The 17,122-nt window shown below is 71.8% G+C and carries 14 protein-coding genes; 5 read left to right on the top strand and 9 right to left on the bottom strand.

From position 1 onward, the window contains the following. Window positions 1-66 precede the first annotated feature (66 nt). Window positions 67-1,722, top strand: a complete 1,656-nt coding sequence (locus tag ACFC1T_RS24605; RefSeq protein WP_375891807.1) for a PucR family transcriptional regulator — start codon at window positions 67-69, stop codon at window positions 1,720-1,722. Between the two features lie 29 nt (window positions 1,723-1,751). On the opposite strand, the gene ACFC1T_RS24600 is transcribed toward ACFC1T_RS24605, so the two are convergent. The 3 genes from ACFC1T_RS24600 to ACFC1T_RS24590 form a co-directional block, all read right to left on the bottom strand. Next, window positions 1,752-2,954, bottom strand: coding sequence for a spermidine/putrescine ABC transporter substrate-binding protein (locus ACFC1T_RS24600; RefSeq protein WP_375891806.1), 1,203 nt, complete (start codon window positions 2,952-2,954; stop codon window positions 1,752-1,754). A 71-nt stretch (window positions 2,955-3,025) separates the two neighbouring features. Further along, entirely contained in the window at window positions 3,026-4,384 is a 1,359-nt protein-coding gene (locus ACFC1T_RS24595; protein ID WP_375891805.1) for an aspartate aminotransferase family protein, read from the bottom strand. A gap of 175 nt (window positions 4,385-4,559) precedes the next feature. Next, window positions 4,560-6,035, bottom strand: coding sequence for a gamma-aminobutyraldehyde dehydrogenase (locus tag ACFC1T_RS24590; RefSeq protein WP_375891804.1), 1,476 nt, complete (start codon window positions 6,033-6,035; stop codon window positions 4,560-4,562). Window positions 6,036-6,303: 268 nt separating this feature from the next. On the opposite strand from ACFC1T_RS24590, the gene ACFC1T_RS24585 reads away from it, so the two are divergent. The 4 genes from ACFC1T_RS24585 (at window position 6,304) to ACFC1T_RS24570 (ending at window position 10,345) form a co-directional block, all read left to right on the top strand. Continuing rightward, complete coding sequence (locus tag ACFC1T_RS24585) at window positions 6,304-6,777, top strand: Lrp/AsnC family transcriptional regulator (protein WP_030306695.1); 474 nt, start codon at window positions 6,304-6,306, stop codon at window positions 6,775-6,777. Continuing rightward, window positions 6,774-8,168 (top strand): aspartate aminotransferase family protein, encoded by a 1,395-nt coding sequence (locus tag ACFC1T_RS24580; protein WP_363555973.1) that lies wholly within the window; start codon window positions 6,774-6,776, stop codon window positions 8,166-8,168. The genes ACFC1T_RS24585 and ACFC1T_RS24580 overlap by 4 nt, the downstream gene beginning before the upstream one ends. A 225-nt stretch (window positions 8,169-8,393) precedes the next feature. Further along, window positions 8,394-9,149, top strand: a complete 756-nt coding sequence (locus tag ACFC1T_RS24575; protein WP_375891803.1) for an ABC transporter ATP-binding protein — start codon at window positions 8,394-8,396, stop codon at window positions 9,147-9,149. 44 nt (window positions 9,150-9,193) lie between these two features. Then, window positions 9,194-10,345, top strand: a complete 1,152-nt coding sequence (locus tag ACFC1T_RS24570) for a hypothetical protein (protein ID WP_375891801.1) — start codon at window positions 9,194-9,196, stop codon at window positions 10,343-10,345. A gap of 84 nt (window positions 10,346-10,429) precedes the next feature. On the opposite strand, the gene rlmN is transcribed toward ACFC1T_RS24570, so the two are convergent. The 6 genes from rlmN to rpsB form a co-directional block, all read right to left on the bottom strand. Further along, window positions 10,430-11,530 (bottom strand): 23S rRNA (adenine(2503)-C(2))-methyltransferase RlmN, encoded by a 1,101-nt coding sequence (gene rlmN / locus ACFC1T_RS24565; RefSeq protein WP_375891799.1) that lies wholly within the window; start codon window positions 11,528-11,530, stop codon window positions 10,430-10,432. Between the two features lie 81 nt (window positions 11,531-11,611). Continuing rightward, window positions 11,612-12,826 carry a phosphatidate cytidylyltransferase gene (locus ACFC1T_RS24560; protein ID WP_375891798.1) on the bottom strand — a complete coding sequence of 405 codons (1,215 nt, stop codon included), beginning with the start codon at window positions 12,824-12,826 and terminating at the stop codon, window positions 11,612-11,614. A gap of 251 nt (window positions 12,827-13,077) precedes the next feature. After that, window positions 13,078-13,635: a ribosome recycling factor gene (gene frr / locus ACFC1T_RS24555; protein ID WP_360233219.1), complete on the bottom strand. Its 558-nt coding sequence runs from the start codon at window positions 13,633-13,635 to the stop codon at window positions 13,078-13,080. Window positions 13,636-13,731: 96 nt separating this feature from the next. Continuing rightward, window positions 13,732-14,496 carry a UMP kinase gene (gene pyrH, locus ACFC1T_RS24550; RefSeq protein ID WP_030056790.1) on the bottom strand — a complete coding sequence of 255 codons (765 nt, stop codon included), beginning with the start codon at window positions 14,494-14,496 and terminating at the stop codon, window positions 13,732-13,734. Window positions 14,497-14,758: 262 nt separating this feature from the next. Continuing rightward, window positions 14,759-15,598 carry a translation elongation factor Ts gene (tsf, locus tag ACFC1T_RS24545; protein ID WP_375891797.1) on the bottom strand — a complete coding sequence of 280 codons (840 nt, stop codon included), beginning with the start codon at window positions 15,596-15,598 and terminating at the stop codon, window positions 14,759-14,761. A 129-nt stretch (window positions 15,599-15,727) separates the two neighbouring features. Then, complete coding sequence (rpsB, locus tag ACFC1T_RS24540) at window positions 15,728-16,645, bottom strand: 30S ribosomal protein S2 (protein ID WP_375891795.1); 918 nt, start codon at window positions 16,643-16,645, stop codon at window positions 15,728-15,730. Between the last annotated feature and the right edge of the window lie 477 nt (window positions 16,646-17,122).

Raw genomic sequence — 17,122 nt, 5'->3', positions numbered from 1 at the left:
GATTCACCTGACACTCTGTCCCCTCCACCCCCTCCCCTCCCACCTCCCCCGCCCTGGAGGCCCGCGATGCTCCCCACCGTCGCCCGTGTGCTCGACCTGGAGGTGATGCGGCGCGGCCTGCCCCAGGTCGTGGCCGGCGCCGACCGCCTGGAGCGACCGGTCCGCTGGGTGCACGTCAGCGAGCTGCCCGACGTCGCCGGCGTGCTGCAGGGCGGCGAGCTCGTGCTGACCACCGGCATCGCGCTGCCCGAGGACCGCGAGGGCCTGGCCCGCTACGTCCGCGACCTGGACGAGGTCGGCGTGGCCGGCCTGGTGGTCGAGTTCGGCCGGCGTTACTTCGACTCGCTCCCGCGCGCCCTGGTGCACGCCGCCGAGCAGCGCGGACTGCCGCTGATCGCGCTCCGCCGCGAGGTGCGCTTCGTCGCCGTCACCGAGGCCGTGCACGCCCTGGTGGTGAACGCCCAGCTGGAGCAGCTGCGGGTCTCCGAATCGGTCCACCAGGTCTTCAACGAGCTGGTGGTCGAGGGCGCCGAGCCGCCCGAGGTGATCCGCCAGGTGGCCCGGATGGCGGGCGCGCCGGTCGTCCTGGAGAACCTGGCCCACCAGGTGCTCGCCCACGACAGCGCCGGACGCCCCGAGGCCGAGCTGCTGGAGGACTGGGAGCGCCGCTCGCGCGGGGTCCGCCCGCCCGGCCGCACCGGCCACGACCCGCGCAGCGGCTGGCTGGTGACCACCGTCGGCGCCCGCGGCCAGGACTGGGGCCGGCTGGTCCTGGTGCTGGAGCCGGGCCCGTTGGCGGAGGGCGAGGCCCACCCCCACGCCATGCTGCTGGAGCGCGGCGCCTCCGCGCTGGCGCTCAACCGGCTGGTGGTGCGCGACCGGGAGAGCCTGGAGCGGCAGACCCACCGCACCCTGCTCTCCGGCATCCTGACCCACGCGCTGACCGTCTCCGAGGTGGCCCTGCGCGCCCAGGCGCTCGGCGTCCCGCTGGAGGGCCGGCGGCTGGTCGGCGTGGTGCTGCGCCAGCGCCGCGGGCCGATCCCGGCCGCACTGGAGGCCCAGGCACGGCTGCGCGACTTCACCGAGCTGGCGGCCGGCGCGGTGCGGGCCAGCCGGCTCTCCGCCCTGGTCGGCGCGCTGGACGACGAGGGCGTCGGACTGCTGATCGCGCTCGGCGCCCAGCAGGACGAGCACTCCGCGCTGGAGGCCTTCTCGGCCACCCTGCGCCGGATGTCCGCCGAGTCCGGCCGGGAGCCCGCCGACACCCCGGGGCCGGTCGTCGCGGTCGGCTCCTCGGTCGGCTCGGTCCGCGACGCCCGGCGCACCCTGCTGGAGGCCGCCCAGGTCGCCGACGCGGCCCTGCACGACGCGCCCGGCGGGGGCAGGACCGCCTCCTACTACCGGCTGCCGGACGTCCGGCTGCGCGGCCTGCTCCACCTGCTGCGCGACGACGCCCGCCTGCAGACGTACGTGGAGCGGGAGTTGGGCCCGCTGCTGGCCCACGACGCCGAGCACAACGGCCAGTTGGTGCAGATGCTGCGGATCTACCTGGAACAGGGCCGGAACAAGTCGGCGGCGGCCGACGCCGCCCACCTGTCCCGGCCGTCCTTCTACGACCGGCTGCACAAGGTCGAGCGGATCCTCGGAGTCGACCTCGACCAGGTGGAGTCCTGCCTCTCCCTGCACGTGGCCCTGCTCGCGCTGGACGCCGTGCGCCGGTAGGGCCGGGCTGCGCCACTCCCCGGTACCCCTCACACCCCGGTGATGCGCCCCCAGACCTTGTGCAGCTCCGGCCGCTCGGCCGAGGTGACGTCCCGCATGCTGCGCAGCCGGGCGCGCATCTCCTCGGTCGGGAACACCAGCGGGTTCTCGGCGAGTTCGGCCTTGTCCTTGTCCCCGCTGTCCGCCAGCACCTCGCGGGCGGCCGGAACCGGGCAGATGTACTGGACGGCCGCGGCGAGTTCGGCGGCCACCTCGGGCTGGTAGTAGTAGTCGACCAGCAGCTCGGCGTTGCGCTTGTGGACGGCCCGGTTGGGGATCATCAGGCTCTCCGCCCACAGCTCGCCGCCCTCCTCCGGCACCACGAAGGCGATGTCGGGGTTCTCGGCGGTGAGCTGGACGGCGTCACCGGAGTAGGCCTGGCAGGCGATCGCCGCGCCGGAGGCGAGGTCGCTGGTGTAGTCGTTGCCGGTGAAGCGGCGGACGTGCCCGGTGTCGACCATCCTCTGCACCAGGTCCATCGCCTTGTGCGCGTCGTCGTCCCCGAACCGCGCGATGTCCGCGCCCTGGGAGAGCATCAGCAGCCCGAGTGCCTCGTCCAGCCCGGCGAACAGCGTGATCCGGCCCTTGAGGTCGGGCGCCCAGAGGTCGGCGGTGGACCTGAGCTCCCGGCCGAGCGCCTTGCGGTTGTACGCGATGCCGGTGATCCCGGACTGCCAGGGCACGCTGCGCCGGCGCCCCGGGTCGAAGACCGGGTTCGCCAGCTGCGGGTCCAGGTTGGCGGTGACGTTGGGCAGGCCGGCCCGGTCCATCTCCTGCACCCAGCCCAGCGAGACGTACCGCCCGGCCATCCAGTCGCTGATCACCATCAGGTCCCGGCCCGGGTCGGCGCCCTGGGTGAGCACCGGGCTGATCTTGCCGAAGAACTCGTCGTTGTCGTTGATGTCCTCGGTGTAGGTGACCGCGATCCCGGTCCTCTCGCTGAACGCGTCCAGGGTCGGGCGCTTCCCCTGGTCGTCGGTGTCGATGTACTGCGTCCAGTTGGAGAAGTTCAGCCGCTTGTCGTGCTCCGAGCGGTCCGGTGCCGAACGGCGGTCCTCGGCGACGTACGCGGACGGGATGCCGCAGCCGGTCAGCGTGCCGGCGCCGAGCAGCGCGGCCCCGCCGAGCACCGAACGCCGGCGGATGACGGGGGTTTGGGAGGAGCGTCGGGGCAGGGTGGAGCTGCGGGACATGGGAGGCCTTCCGGAGCGTGGAACGGCCCCGGGAACACGCGGGTGCGCCCGGGGCCGTCCTGGTAGGTACGTCAGACGGTGTGCGCGTCGGCCAGCGACAGCGCCTCGTCCAGCACCGCGAGGCCGGCCTTGGCCTCCTCCTCGGTGACGGTGCACGGCGGGACGACGTGGAAGCGGTTCATGTTGACGAACGGCCAGAGCCCGCGCTGCTTGCACGCGGCGGCCAGCTCGGCCATCGGCGCGTTGGCGGCGCCCGCGGCGTTGTAGGGGACGAGCGGCTCCCGGGTCTCCCGGTCCTTCACCAGGTCGAGCGCCCAGAACACGCCGAGGCCGCGCACCTCGCCGATCGAGGGGTGCCGCTCGGCCAGCTCGCGCAGGCCGGGGCCGAGCACCGTCTCGCCGATGTGCTTGGCGTTCTCGACGATGCCCTCCTCCGCCATGGCGTTGATGGTGGCCACCGCCGAGGCGCAGGCCAGCGGGTGCCCCGAGTAGGTGAGCCCGCCGGGGAACGGCCGCTCCGCGAAGGTGGCGGCGATCTCGGCGCTGATCGCCACGCCGCCCAGCGGGACGTAGCCGGAGTTGACGCCCTTGGCGAAGGTCAGCAGGTCCGGCACCACGCCCCAGTGGTCGGCGGCGAACCACTCGCCGGTGCGGCCGAAGCCGGCCATCACCTCGTCCAGGACGAACACGATCCCGTGGCGGTCGCAGATCTCCCGCACCCCGGCCAGGTACCCCGGCGGCGGGACCAGGATGCCGGCGGTGCCGACCACCGTCTCCAGGATGACCGCGGCCACCGTGCCCGGTCCCTCGAAGGCGATCACCTGCTCCAGGTGCACCAGCGCGCGCTCGCACTCCTGCGCCTCGTCCTCGGCGTGGAAGTTGGAGCGGTAGGCGTACGGGCCCCAGAAGTGCACCACGCCGGAGACGCCGGTCTCGTTGGCCCAGCGCCGCGGGTCGCCGGTGAGGGCGATCGCGTTGGCGGTGGCGCCGTGGTACGAGCGGTAGGTGGAGAGCACCTTCTGCCGGCCGGTGTGCAGCCGGGCCATCCGGACGGCGTTCTCGACCGCCTCGGCGCCGCCGTTGGTGAAGAAGATCTTGTCCAGGTCGCCGGGGGTGCGCTCGGCGATCAGCCGGGCCGCCTCGCTGCGCGCCTCGACCGCGAAGCCGGGGGCGATCGTGCAGAGCTTCGCCGCCTGCTCCTGGATCGCGGCGACCACCTTCGGGTGCTGGTGCCCGATGTTGGTGTTCACCAGCTGCGAGGAGAAGTCGAGGTAGCGGTTGCCGTCGTAGTCCCAGAAGTGCGAGCCCTCGGCGCCGGCCACCGCGAGGGGGTCGATCAGCGCCTGGGCGGACCACGAGTGGAAGACGTGCGCGCGGTCGGCGGCCTTGACCGCCTTTCCGGCGGCTGAGTCAGCGGTGGGGATGCTCATGCCGGTAAGGCTAGGGCCGAGCGCCCCCGAAGTGCAGTTTCATCCTGTCAGCCGGACGCACGACCCGCCGACAGGGTGCAAAGCGACAGGGCCCGGGTCGAAAAGACCCGGGCCCCTTGTCAGTTCAGCCGATTGATCAGATCGCGGTCATCCTGCGCCCGACGGCCATGACCCGCTAGATCGCGGTCATGACGTGCTTCACCCGGGTGTAGTCCTCGAAGCCGTACGCCGACAGGTCCTTGCCGTAGCCGGACTTCTTGAAGCCGCCGTGCGGCATCTCGGCGACCAGCGGGATGTGGGTGTTGATCCAGACGCAGCCGAAGTCCAGGCGGCGGGACATCCGCATGGCGCGGGCGTGGTCCTTGGTCCAGACCGAGGAGGCCAGCGCGAACTCGACGCCGTTGGCGTACTCGACGGCCTGCTCCTCGTCGGTGAACTTCTGCACGGTGATGACCGGGCCGAAGACCTCGTTCTGGATGATCTCGTCGTCCTGCAGCAGGCCGGAGACGACGGTCGGGGCGTAGAAGTAGCCCTTGTCGCCGACCCGGTGGCCGCCGGCCTCGACCTTGGCGTGGGCGGGCAGCCGCTCGATGAAGCCGGACACCTGCTTGAGCTGGTTGGCGTTGTTCAGCGGGCCGTAGAGCACGTCCTCGTCGTCCACGCCGCCGGTCTTGGTCTCGGCCGCGGCCTTGGCCAGTGCCTCGACGAAGGCGTCGTGGATCGACTCGTGCACCAGCACGCGGGTGGCGGCGGTGCAGTCCTGGCCGGCGTTGAAGTAGCCCGCCACCGAGATGCCCTCGACGGCCTCGGCGATGTCGGCGTCCTCGAACACCACGACCGGGGCCTTGCCGCCCAGCTCCAGGTGGACCCGCTTGACGTCCTTGGAGGCCGACTCGGCGACCTGGATGCCGGCCCGGACGGAGCCGGTGATGGAGGCCATCGCCGGGGTGCGGTGCTCGACCATCAGCTTGCCGGACTCGCGGTCGCCGCAGATGACGTTGAAGACGCCGGCCGGCAGCTCCAGGTCCTTGAGGACGCCGCCGATGATCTCGGCCAGCAGCACGGTGGAGGCCGGGGTGGTGTCCGAGGGCTTGAGGACCACGGTGTTGCCCGCGGCGATGGCCGGGGCGAACTTCCAGACCGCCATCATCATCGGGTAGTTCCACGGCGCGACCTGGGCACAGACGCCGACCGGCTCGCGGCGGATGATCGAGGTCATGCCGTCCATGTACTCGCCGGCGGCCTTGCCCTCCAGCAGTCGGGCGGCACCGGCGAAGAAGCGGAGCTGGTCCACCATCGGGCCGATCTCCTCGGAGAGGGTCAGCGCGCGGGGCTTGCCGGTGTTGCGCACCTCGGCGTCGACGATCTCGTCGGCCCGGGCCTCGACCGCGTCGGCGATCTTGAGCAGCAGCTTCTGCCGGGTGCTCGGGGTGGCGTCGCGCCAGACCGGGAAGGCGGCGGCGGCCGAGGCCATGGCCGCGTCCACGTCAGCGGCGCCGGACAGCGGCGACGTCGCGTAGACCTCGCCCGTGGTCGGGTCGACGATGTCGAGCGTGCGGCCGTCAGCCGCGTCGACGAACTCACCGTTGATGTAGTTGCGCAGCGTGCGAAGGTCGCTCACGGGTCTCTCCTCGGTCTGGGCCTGCGGCATTGCAGATTCCGGCGCCATGGTACGTCGACGGATCCGGCCTACGAAGGGTGCCGAGTGGCCCGGCCGGGAGCGGCGCGGTCCACTGGTGGCGGAATGCGCGGCGCCCTGCGGGGGCGCGCGCGTACCGTGCCAGAGTAGCCGCAGGACTGCCGGGATCGACAGGCGCGGTGCGCGTCCGCGATGAAATCCGCATGGAATTTCCGGGAGCACGACGAAATCAGCAGTTTCCACGCTTGCGAACAGGGGAACGATCAGGCACAGTGGCCGCGTGGCCAACCGCGACCGGAACGCGAGTGTTCCCCTCGACGCCGCCTCCAAGGCGATCATCGAGCAGCTCCAGGAGGACGGGCGCCGCCCGTACGCCGCCATCGGCAAGGCCGTCGGCCTGTCCGAGGCAGCCGTACGGCAGCGCGTCCAGAAGCTGCTCGACCAAGGCGTGATGCAGATCGTCGCCGTCACGGACCCGCTCACCGTCGGCTTCACCCGCCAGGCGATGGTCGGAATCCGGGTCGAGGGCGACATCGAGCCCGTCGCCGACGCGCTGGCCGCCCTCGACGAGGTCGACTACGTCGTCTGCACCGCAGGCTCGTTCGACCTCCTGGCCGAGCTGGTCTGCGAGGACGACGAGCACCTGCTCGAAATGATCAACAAGCGCATCCGCGCGCTTCCCGGCGTGCGGAGCACCGAGAGCTTCGTTTACCTGAAACTCCGGAAACAGACCTACACCTGGGGCACCCGATGACAGCCGACCCGGCCCAGAAGGACCTTTCCAAGACCGCCTACGACCACCTGTGGATGCACTTCACCCGCATGTCGTCGTACGAGAACTCCCCCGTACCGACCATCGTCAAGGGCGAGGGCACGTACATCTGGGACGACAAGGGCCGGAAGTACATCGACGGCCTGGCCGGCCTGTTCGTCGTGCAGGCCGGTCACGGCCGCACCGAGCTCGCCGAGGTCGCCGCCAAGCAGGCCAAGGAACTCGCGTTCTTCCCGATCTGGAGCTACGCGCACCCCAAGGCCGTCGAGCTGGCCGAGCGCCTGGCCAACTACGCCCCGGGCGACCTCAACAAGGTCTTCTTCTCCACCGGTGGCGGCGAGGCCGTCGAGACCGCCTGGAAGCTCGCCAAGCAGTACTTCAAGCTGATCGGCAAGCCGACCAAGTACAAGGTCATCTCGCGTGCCGTCGCCTACCACGGCACCCCGCAGGGCGCCCTGTCCATCACCGGTCTGCCGGGCCTCAAGGCCCCGTTCGAGCCGCTGGTGCCGGGTACCCACAAGGCGCCGAACACCAACATCTACCGCGCCCCGGCCTTCCTCGAAGGCCCGGACGGCACCGTCGACCCCGAGGCGTACGGCCGCTGGTGCGCCGACGAGATCGAGGTCGCCATCCTCAACGAGGGCGCCGACACCGTCGCCGCCGTCTTCGTCGAGCCGGTGCAGAACGCCGGTGGCTGCTTCCCGCCGCCGCCCGGGTACTTCCAGCGCCTGCGCGAGATCTGCGACCGCCACGACGTGCTGCTGGTCTCGGACGAGGTCATCTGCGCCTTCGGCCGCCTCGGCACCATGTTCGGCGCCGACAAGTTCGGCTACGTGCCGGACATGATCACCTGCGCCAAGGGCATGACCTCGGGCTACTCCCCGATCGGCGCCACGATCATCTCGGACCGCATCGCCGAGCCGTTCTACAAGGGTGACAACACCTTCCTGCACGGCTACACCTTCGCCGGCCACCCGGTCTCCTCGGCCGTGGCGCTCGCCAACCTCGACATCTTCGAGCGCGAGGGCCTGAACCAGAAGGTCCTCGACAACGAGGCCGCCTTCCTGGGCACCCTGAACAAGCTGCGCGACCTGCCGATCGTCGGCGACGTCCGCGGCAACGGGTACTTCTACGGCATCGAGCTCGTGAAGGACAAGGTCACCAAGGAGTCGTTCAACGACGACGAGGTCGAGCGCGTGCTCTACGGCTTCCTGTCGAAGGCCCTCTTCGACAACGGCCTGTACTGCCGCGCCGACGACCGTGGCGACCCGGTCATCCAGCTGGCCCCGCCGCTGATCTCCGACCAGTCGACCTTCGACGAGATCGAGCAGATCCTGCGGACCAGCCTCACCGACGCGTGGGCGAAGCTCTGATCCCCTGAGCCCTCTTCCCCACCCTCCGCCGAAGGGCGGTCCCGCACCCGCGGGGCCGCCCTTCGGCGTTCACACAACGCCACGCAACATCACAGTCGTACGACCAAACATGCCTGAATGCGGGTGATTTGCCCGTGATGGACCAGAGCGCCGCAACCGCGACCGGCCCCGGTCGTTCTAATCTGACGACTGTCATATCCCTGCGGCCACCCAGGATGGAACCTCATGTCAGCGGCACCGCCTGACAACGACGTGCTGTGGGCCCGAGGGATCGTCAAGTCCCACGACGGCACCCCCGCCCTGCGCGGCATCTCCATCGGCGTCCGCGAGGGCGAGGTGCTCGCCGTCACCGGCCCGCGCGGCTGCGGCAAGAGCACCCTGCTCGGCTGCCTCTCCGCCCAGCTCCCGGTCGACGAGGGCGAGGTCTGGTTCAACAGCTCCCCCGTCCACACCCTCGGCCGCGCCGGACGCGAACGGCTGCGCCGCGACCGCTTCGGCTTCGTCGGCTCCGAACCCCACCTGGTGCCCGAGCTCAGCGCCCGCGAGAACGTCGCCCTGCCGCTGCTGCTCGCCGGCGCCGGCAACAAGGCCGCCTACACCGCCGCCGACGAGTGGCTGGAGCGCCTCGACGTCGGCGACATCGGCCGCCGGCGCCCCGACCGGCTGGTCCAGAGCCAGCGCCAGCGGGTCGCCGTGGCCCGCGCCCTCGCCCCGCTGCCGCCCGTCGTCTTCGCCGACGACCCCACCGCCCCGCTGCACCGCGAGGCCGCCGACCAGGTCCTGCGGATACTGACCAGCGCGGCCCGCTCGCACCAGCTCACCCTCGTCCTGGCCACCCACGACCCCGAGCTCGTCCGGTTCGCGGACCGCTCCGTCGCCCTCGTCGACGGACGGCTCACCGCCCCCGCCGCCCCCGTCCCCCGCGGCGCCGCCGCCCCGGCCGCGACCGGTGCCTCCGCCGTCACGGCCACCCGCCGCTGACCGCCTCCAGTCGCTGACAGAGCCGAGCCGCTGAAAGAGTCGACGTGTTCTACCTCCGTCTGGCCCGGGGCTACCGGGTGACCGACCTCGGCCGCTGGCTGCTCACCACACTGGCGGCCGCCGCCGTCGCCGCCTTCCTGCTGCGCTCCCTCGGCCGCGCGCTGAGCGACCCGCTCGGCGGCGCCGACGCGCTGGCACGACTGCTCTGGTGCCTGCCGCCGCTCGCCGCCGTCGCCTGGTTCGCGGCCGTCGCCGCCCGCTCGGTGCCCGCCCGACGGCCCGAGCGGATCGCCGGCCTCACCGCCGCCGGAGCCGGCTCCCGCCGGATCCGCACCCTGATCGCCGGTGAGGTCGCCCTCGCATGCACCCTCGGCAGCGTGCTCACCCTGCTGCTCTTCCTGGTGCTGCGCAACGACATCGCCGGCCCCTCGCTCGCCCCCGACCTCGGCATGGGGGTGCCGCTGCCCGCGGCCGCACCGGTCACCCTGCTCGCGCTCGTCCCGCTCACCGCAGGCCTCGCCGCCGGCTTCTCGGTGCCCGTCGCCGAAACCCTGCCCGGCGGCCGCGCCCGCGGCCGCACCGGCTTCGGCCCGCTGCGGATCGCCGTACCGGTCGGACTCGTGGTGATCGGTGCCGCGCTCGAACTCATCGCCCTGCGGCCCGGCGCCCCCGCCGACGGCCGTCCGATCCACCTGCCCGCCGGACTGGGCACCACCAGCACCGCCGCCCTCGGCGGCTGGGCCGGCGGCGCGCTCGGCCTCGCCCTGCTCACCGGCCCGCTGCTCGCCTGGACCGGACGGCTGCTCGCCCTCGGCCGGCCCACCCCGCTGCGGCTGCTCGCCGGACGCGGCCTCACCGCCCAGGCCCGTCGGCTCGGCCCGCCGCTGGCCGTGCTCACCCTGGTCGTCGCCCTGGTGCTGACCACCGTCCGCTACTGGATCGGCACCCCCGACAGCGCCGACGCGCTGCCCGCCGTCGAGGCCTGCCTGGTGCTCGGCTGCACGGTCGCCGCGGTGATCGCCCGGCTCGCCGAGGTCCGCACCGACCGCCGGGAGATCACCGAGTCGCTGCTGCGCCTCGGTGCCTCGCCCCGGCTGCTGTTCGGCGCGGTCGCCCTGCGCACCCTCGCGGTGGGCACCACGCTGCTGCTGACCGGCGGGGCGACCGCCGCGCTGGCGGCCGCCGGACTGCGATAGGGCGTGCCTCGTGGATCAGGCCGGGCACACCGATCTGACCCCACAAGACACGCCCTGGCCCCCGGCAGGCTCCTACCCGGCTCCTCAGCCCGCCGCGGCGAGCTGGCCGCAGGCGCCGTCGATCTCCTGGCCGCGGGTGTCGCGGACGGTCGTCGGCACGCCGTGCGACTGGAGCCGACGGACGAACTCACGCTCGTCCTCCGGCCGGGAGGCGGTCCACTTGGAGCCCGGGGTCGGGTTCAGCGGGATCAGGTTGACGTGCACCCGGTGGTTCTTGATCAGCCGGCCGAGCAGGTCGGCGCGCCAGGCCTGGTCGTTGATGTCCTTGATCAGCGCGTACTCGATGGAGATCCGGCGGCCGGACTTCTCCGCGTAGTTCCACGCCGCGTCCAGCACCTCGGCGACCTTCCACCGGGTGTTCACCGGGACCAGCTCGTCGCGCAGCTCGTCGTCCGGCGCGTGCAGCGACAGCGCCAGGCGGCAGCTGAGGCCCTCGTCCGCCAGCCGGTTCATGGCCGGCACGAGGCCGACCGTGGAGACCGTGATGCCGCGCTGGGACAGGCCGAAGCCGTCCGGGGCCGGGTCGGTCAGCCGGCGGATCGAGGCCAGCACCCGGTTGTAGTTGGCCAGCGGCTCGCCCATGCCCATGAAGACCACGTTCGACAGCCGCGCCTCGCCACCGGGGATCTCGCCGGCCTTGAGCGCGCGCATCCCGGCGGCGATCTGCTCGACGATCTCGCCGGTCGACAGGTTGCGGGTCAGCCCCGCCTGGCCGGTGGCGCAGAACGGGCAGTTCATGCCGCAGCCGGCCTGCGAGCTGATGCACATGGTGACCCGGTCCGGGTAGCGCATCAGCACCGATTCGACGAGCGTGCCGTCGAACAGCTTCCAGAGCGTCTTGCGGGTGGTGTCGTCGTCGCAGGAGACGTGCCGCACCACCGACATCAGCTCGGGCAGCAGGCCCTCGGTCAGCTTCTCCCGGCTGGCGGCGGGGATGTCCGTCCAGCTCGCCGGGTCGTTCGACATCCGGCCGAAGTAGTGGTTCGAGAGCTGCTTGGCGCGGAACGCCTGCTCGCCCAGCTCGGCGACGGCCTCCTTGCGCTCGGCGGGGCTCAGGTCGGCGAGGTGTCGCGGGGGCTTGGCGCCGCGCGGCGCGACAAAGGTGAGTTCTCCGGGCTTAGGCATGGTTGTTCCAGTGTCGCAGACGCGCGGGGGCCCCGGACGCCTGGCGTCCGGGGCCCCGTCGCGGAACGGTCGGTGGGCGGGTCAGCTCCCGACGAAGGCCGCCAGCAGCAGCCAGACCACCGGGGCGGTCGGCAGCAGCGAGTCCAGCCGGTCCATGATGCCGCCGTGGCCGGGCAGCAGGGTGCCCATGTCCTTGATCCCGAGGTCGCGCTTGATCATCGACTCGCCCAGGTCGCCCAGGGTCGCGGTGACCGCGGCGCAGCCGCCCAGGATCAGGCCCTGCCACCAGCTGCCGCCGTCGATGATCAGCTGCATCAGCACGGCGCCCGCCAGCATCGACAGGCCGATGCCGCCGGCCAGGCCCTCGCGGGTCTTGCCGGGGCTGATCGTCGGGGCCAGCTTGGTGCGGCCGAACTTGTAGCCCACCGCGTAGGCGCCGGTGTCGCTGCAGATCGTGACGATCAGGAAGAGCACGATCCGCTGGGGGCCGTCGTCGGCCGCCAGCATCATCGCCACGAAGGTCGCCAGGAACGGCACGTAGAAGGCGGTGAACACCCCGGCCGTTATGTCCCGCAGGTAGTTCTCCGGCGGCTCGGCCATCCGCCAGACCATCACCGCCAGCCCGGTCAGCGCGAGCGAGGCCGCGGCCCACTCGACGCCGGCCCAGTAGCCGGTGGCGATCATGGCGATGCCGCCCACGACCAACGGGATCAGCGGCGCCTTGATCTGCTTGCGCTCGGACAGCCGACTGGTCAGCTCCCAGACGCCGACCGAGGCCGCGGCCATCACGACGAACAGGAACAGCGCCTTCACCACGAACAGCGAGGCGATGATCACCACGCCGAGGCCGACGCCCACGCCTATGGCGGCCTGGAGGTTACGGCCGCCGCGCTGCTTGCGCGGCTCCGGCTGCGGGGCGGGCTGGGCGGCCACGGGTGTCTCCTGCCCTGGATGGGACGACGGCACGAAGGGGGGCTGCCCGGCCGCCCAGTGGCGCTGCGGCGGCGCGGGATGCACCGGAGCCCCCGGGTACGGCGGGGCGCCGTGGCCGGGGGCGGGGGTGGCGTCGCCGGTTATCGCGCGCAGCACGACCGTCTCCGTCACGCCCGGCGGCGTCCCGGGCTGCTCGGCCCGGCCGTTCGCGGCGCCGTTCGAGGGCCCGCTCGCAGCGCCGTTCGAGGAGCCGTCCCCGGCACCGTTCGAGGAGCCGTCGGAGGGTCCGCTCGCGGCACCGTTCGCCGGCCCGTGGTCGGGCGCACCGGGGTGCGGGCCGGGATCGGCCGGTACGGGAGGCATGACCTGAGTCTCCTCCGCGTCGCCGCCCCAGTACACCGGAGGCTGCTGCGAGTGATCCGAACGGAGGTCCTGGCCCCCCGGGACGGCACCCGGCCCGCCCTGGTGGGCGGTCCGGGGCTCCGGGTGGCCGGGGTGCCCCGGCGCCGGACTGGCCGGCGGCCGGGGTGCCTGCGGCTGCGGCGCCGGGCGGTAGGGCTGGAACTGCTGGTCGGACGGGCCCCAGTAGCCAGGGGCGTCAGGGGCGTCGTTCATCAGACCTCGAGCAGCTCGGCTTCCTTGTGCTTGAGCAGCTCGTCGACCTGGGCCACGTACTTGGCCGTGGTGTCGTCGAGCTCCTTCTCGGCGCGGCGGCCGTCGTCCTCGCCGACCTCGCCGTCCTTGACCAGCTTGTCGATGGCGTCCTTGGCCTTGCGGCGGACGGCGCGGATCGAGACCTTGGCGTCCTCGCCCTTGGTCCGGGCGATCTTGATGAACTCCCGGCGGCGCTCCTCGGTCAGCTCCGGCAGCACCACTCGGATGATGGAACCGTCGTTCGAGGGGTTGACGCCCAGGTCGGAGTCGCGGATCGCCTGCTCGATGGCCTTCAGCGCGGTCTTGTCGAACGGCGAGACGACCGCCATGCGCGGCTCCGGCACCGAGAACGAGGCCAGCTGGTTGATCGGCGTGATGGCGCCGTAGTACTCGGCGACGATCTTGGCGAACATCGCCGGGTGCGCACGGCCGGTACGGATGGCCGCGAGGTCGTCCTTGGAGACGGCGACGGCCTTCTCCATCTTTTCCTCGGCCTCGAGGAGGGTCTCTTCGATCACTGTGAACTCCCTGTCCGGTTCATCTGCTGTTGTCCCGACCGGTGTCGGCATCGGGGCCGGTCGCGGCGGACGCCGTCCCGTACGGCGGGTTGCTGCTCAGGCCCGGACAGAATCCTGGCTGATGAGTGTGCCGATCTTCTCACTCTTCACCGCACGCGCGATATTGCCCTCCGCCAGCAGTTCGAAGACCAGCATCGGGAGGTTGTTGTCCTTGCACAGGGTGATCGCGGTGAGGTCCGCGACCTTGAGGTCGCGCGCGATGACCTCGGAGTACTCCAGTGCGTCGAACTTGACCGCGTCCGGGTTGGTCCGGGGGTCGGAGTCGTAGACGCCGTCCACGCCGTTCTTGCCCATCAGCAGGACGTCGGCGTGGATCTCCAGCGCGCGCTGGACGGCCGTGGTGTCGGTGGAGAAGTACGGCATGCCCATACCGGCACCGAAGATCACCACACGGCCCTTCTCCAGGTGCCGGACGGCTCGCAGCGGCAGGTACGGCTCGGCGACCTGGCCCATGGTGATGGCGGTCTGGACCCGGGTCTCGATGCCCTCCTTGACCAGGAAGTCCTGCAGCGCCAGGCAGTTCATGACGGTGCCCAGCATGCCCATGTAGTCGGAGCGGGCCCGGTCCATGCCGCGGACCTGCAGCTCGGCACCCCGGAAGAAGTTGCCGCCGCCGATGACCACCGCGACCTCGGTGCCGGCGCGCACGACCGTGGCGATCTCACGGGCGATCGCGTGCACGACGTCCGGGTCGACGCCGAGCCCGCCACCACCGGCGAAGGCTTCACCGGACAGCTTGAGCAGCACCCGGCGGCGCGAGCCCGCCTTGGGGTCCTGCGCGGTCTCCTGCGTCTCCTGCATGGACTTCTCCTTTAGTGCACCTGCTGGCTCACAGGCCTGGGCGTGCGGATGCCCGGCCTGCGCGTACACGAGAGGAGGCCACTGCCGCGGGAACCGGTTCGGTGTCCTGCACGGCAATGGCCTCCTCGTCGTTCATGGTGCCGACACGGCCCACCCATGGACGGCTGGCGCCGGGTGAGCCCGTTCGGCGATCCGCCCGCCCCGGTCAGTGGGCGGGGGCGGCTCCCAGCCTAGAGGGGCCGGGGACCGGGTGGAACGTGGCTCAGGCGCCGACGCGGAAGCGGGCGAAGCGCTTGAGGGAGACGCCGGCCTCCTCGAGGACCTTGGCGACGGTCTTCTTGTTGTCCTTGGCGAAGGCCTGCTCCAGGACGGAGTTCTCCTTCACGAAGCCGGTGACGCGACCCTCGACGATCTTCGGCAGGGCGGCCTCGGGCTTGCCCTCCTCGCGGGCGGTGGCCTCGGCGACGCGGCGCTCGTTCTCGAGGGCCTCGGCCGGGATCTCCTCGCGGGACAGGTACTTCGGCGCGAAGGCGGCGATGTGCTGCGCGACGTCCTTGGCGACCTCGGCGTTCTCCTTGTCCAGCTCGACCAGGACGCCGACGGCCGGCGGCAGGTCGGGGCTGGTCTTGTGGAGGTAGACCGCGACGAAGCCGTCACCGTCGAACTGGGCGAAGCGACGGAGGACGATCTTCTCGCCCAGGGTCGCGTTGGCCTCGTCCACGAACTGCTGGACGGTCTTGCCGGCCTCGATCTCGGACGCCAGGGCGGCGTCCAGGTCGGCCGGGGCGCTCTTGGCGAGGTGGGCGGCGATCGCGTCGGCGACCTGGACGAAGTTGTCACCCTTGGCGACGAAGTCGGTCTCGCAGTTCAGCTCGACCAGGACGCCGGACTTCTTGTCCTCGGCGATCAGCGCGGCGACGGCGCCGTTGGAGGCGTCACGGCCCTCGCGCTTCGCAACGCCCTTCTGGCCCTTGATGCGCAGGAGCTCGACGGCCTTCTCGACGTTGCCCTCGGCCTCGTCCAGGGCCTTCTTGCAGTCCATCATGCCGGCGCCGGTGAGCTCACGGAGCTTCTTGACGTCCGCGGCGGTGAAGTTCGCCATGGTGTGAATCTCTTCTCGCGTCTCGCGTGTCTGCGTGGAGTGGCGCCGGGACCGATGGTTCGGTCCCGGCGCGGGAGAGAGGGGCACCCGCCGGTGTCGTACCGGCGAGTGCCCCTCACCCGTGGTACGTCAGGCCTGCTCGGCCGGCGCGTCGGTGGCCGGAGCCTCGGCGACCGGGGCCTCGACGGCCGGGGTCTCGGCAACCGGAGCCTCGGCGGCGGGGGCCTCAGCGGCCGGAGCCTCGGCGGCGGCGGGGGCCTCCTCGGCCTTCTTCTCGCCCTCGATGAGGTCCTTCTCCCAGTCGGCCAGCGGCTGGTCGGCGCCCGGCTCGGCCTTGGTGTCGCCCTTGGCGACACCGGCGCGGGACTTCAGGCCCTCGGCGACGGCGTCGGCGATCACGCGGGTCAGCAGGGTGACGGAGCGGATCGCGTCGTCGTTGCCCGGGATCTTGTAGTCGACCTCGTCCGGGTCACAGTTGGTGTCGAGGATGGCGACGACCGGGATGTTGAGCTTCCGGGCCTCGCCGACCGCGATGTGCTCCTTCTTGGTGTCCACGATCCAGACAGCGCTGGGAACGCGCTGCATGTCGCGGATACCGCCGAGGGTCTTCTCCAGCTTGTCGTGCTCGCGCTGGAGGACCAGGAGCTCCTTCTTGGTGAGGCCGGAACCGGCCACGTCCGAGAAGTCCAGCTCGCCGAGCTCCTTGAGGCGCTGCAGGCGCTTGTAGACGGTCGAGAAGTTGGTCAGCATGCCGCCGAGCCAGCGCTGGTTCACGTAGGGCATGCCCACGCGGGTGGCCTGCTCGGCGATGGCCTCCTGGGCCTGCTTCTTCGTGCCGACGAAGAGGACGCTGCCGCCGTGGGCAACGGTCTCCTTGATGAACTCGAAGGCGCGGTCGATGTAGTTCAGCGACTGCAGCAGGTCGATGATGTAGATGCCGTTGCGCTCGGTGATGATGAAGCGCTTCATCTTCGGGTTCCAGCGGCGGGTCTGGTGACCGAAGTGGACGCCGCTCTCCAGCAGCTCCCGCATCGTGACGACGGCCATTGCCGTGCTCCTCAGGTGTTACGGCCCGACTGTGGCCGCCCTCGGGGGGTTCCCCTCGGGCGAAATGCCTACGGCCGGGTCAGTCTCGGTTGTCCGTGGCGGCCAGGTGACAGCCACGCCTGACGCCCCGATCGTGCCGAGCCGCTTCCACCCGCTCGGTCCGGGGACCGGTCGGGCTCGGCGGACCGAGCGGCACTCGCACCTGGCGGAGGCCGCGGAAGAACCGTGTCCGACCACCGGTGGCGGGGCGTGCGAAGTCGACCCGGTGGACCGGGTCGCGTGTGAAGTGTACGGGAAGCGCCGAGCGGCGAGCGACTTCTCGGGCGCCCGGGGGCCCGCGGGCGGACCGCGCCCGAGCGGCGGATGGCCTGGGGGAAGCCCGGGAAACGGCCGCGGCGGACGGGGCCGCGGCGACCGGCGAACGGGCGCCGGCTGGTCGGCTCCCTGCCCACCGACCGGTCCTCGTATGCCGTTTGT

Origin of the sequence: Kitasatospora sp. NPDC056076 (assembly GCF_042266305.1) — a bacterium.
In the GTDB taxonomy this organism is placed as follows: Bacteria; Actinomycetota; Actinomycetes; order Streptomycetales; family Streptomycetaceae; genus Kitasatospora.
This window is presented reverse-complemented; position numbering and strand designations above follow the sequence as displayed.

Excerpts from the sequence above, each read along its gene's own strand:
- ACFC1T_RS24605 (WP_375891807.1), top strand. The coding sequence starts at position 67 with ATGCTCCCCACCGTCGCCCGTGTGCTCGACCTGGAGGTGATGCGGCGC.
- ACFC1T_RS24600 (WP_375891806.1), bottom strand. The coding sequence starts at position 2,954 with ATGTCCCGCAGCTCCACCCTGCCCCGACGCTCCTCCCAAACCCCCGTC.
- ACFC1T_RS24595 (WP_375891805.1), bottom strand. The coding sequence starts at position 4,384 with ATGAGCATCCCCACCGCTGACTCAGCCGCCGGAAAGGCGGTCAAGGCC.
- ACFC1T_RS24590 (WP_375891804.1), bottom strand. The coding sequence starts at position 6,035 with ATGCCGCAGGCCCAGACCGAGGAGAGACCCGTGAGCGACCTTCGCACG.
- ACFC1T_RS24580 (WP_363555973.1), top strand. The coding sequence starts at position 6,774 with ATGACAGCCGACCCGGCCCAGAAGGACCTTTCCAAGACCGCCTACGAC.
- ACFC1T_RS24575 (WP_375891803.1), top strand. The coding sequence starts at position 8,394 with ATGTCAGCGGCACCGCCTGACAACGACGTGCTGTGGGCCCGAGGGATC.
- rlmN (WP_375891799.1), bottom strand. The coding sequence starts at position 11,530 with ATGCCTAAGCCCGGAGAACTCACCTTTGTCGCGCCGCGCGGCGCCAAG.
- ACFC1T_RS24560 (WP_375891798.1), bottom strand. The coding sequence starts at position 12,826 with ATGCCTCCCGTACCGGCCGATCCCGGCCCGCACCCCGGTGCGCCCGAC.
- pyrH (WP_030056790.1), bottom strand. The coding sequence starts at position 14,496 with ATGCAGGAGACGCAGGAGACCGCGCAGGACCCCAAGGCGGGCTCGCGC.
- tsf (WP_375891797.1), bottom strand. The coding sequence starts at position 15,598 with ATGGCGAACTTCACCGCCGCGGACGTCAAGAAGCTCCGTGAGCTCACC.
- rpsB (WP_375891795.1), bottom strand. The coding sequence starts at position 16,645 with ATGGCCGTCGTCACGATGCGGGAGCTGCTGGAGAGCGGCGTCCACTTC.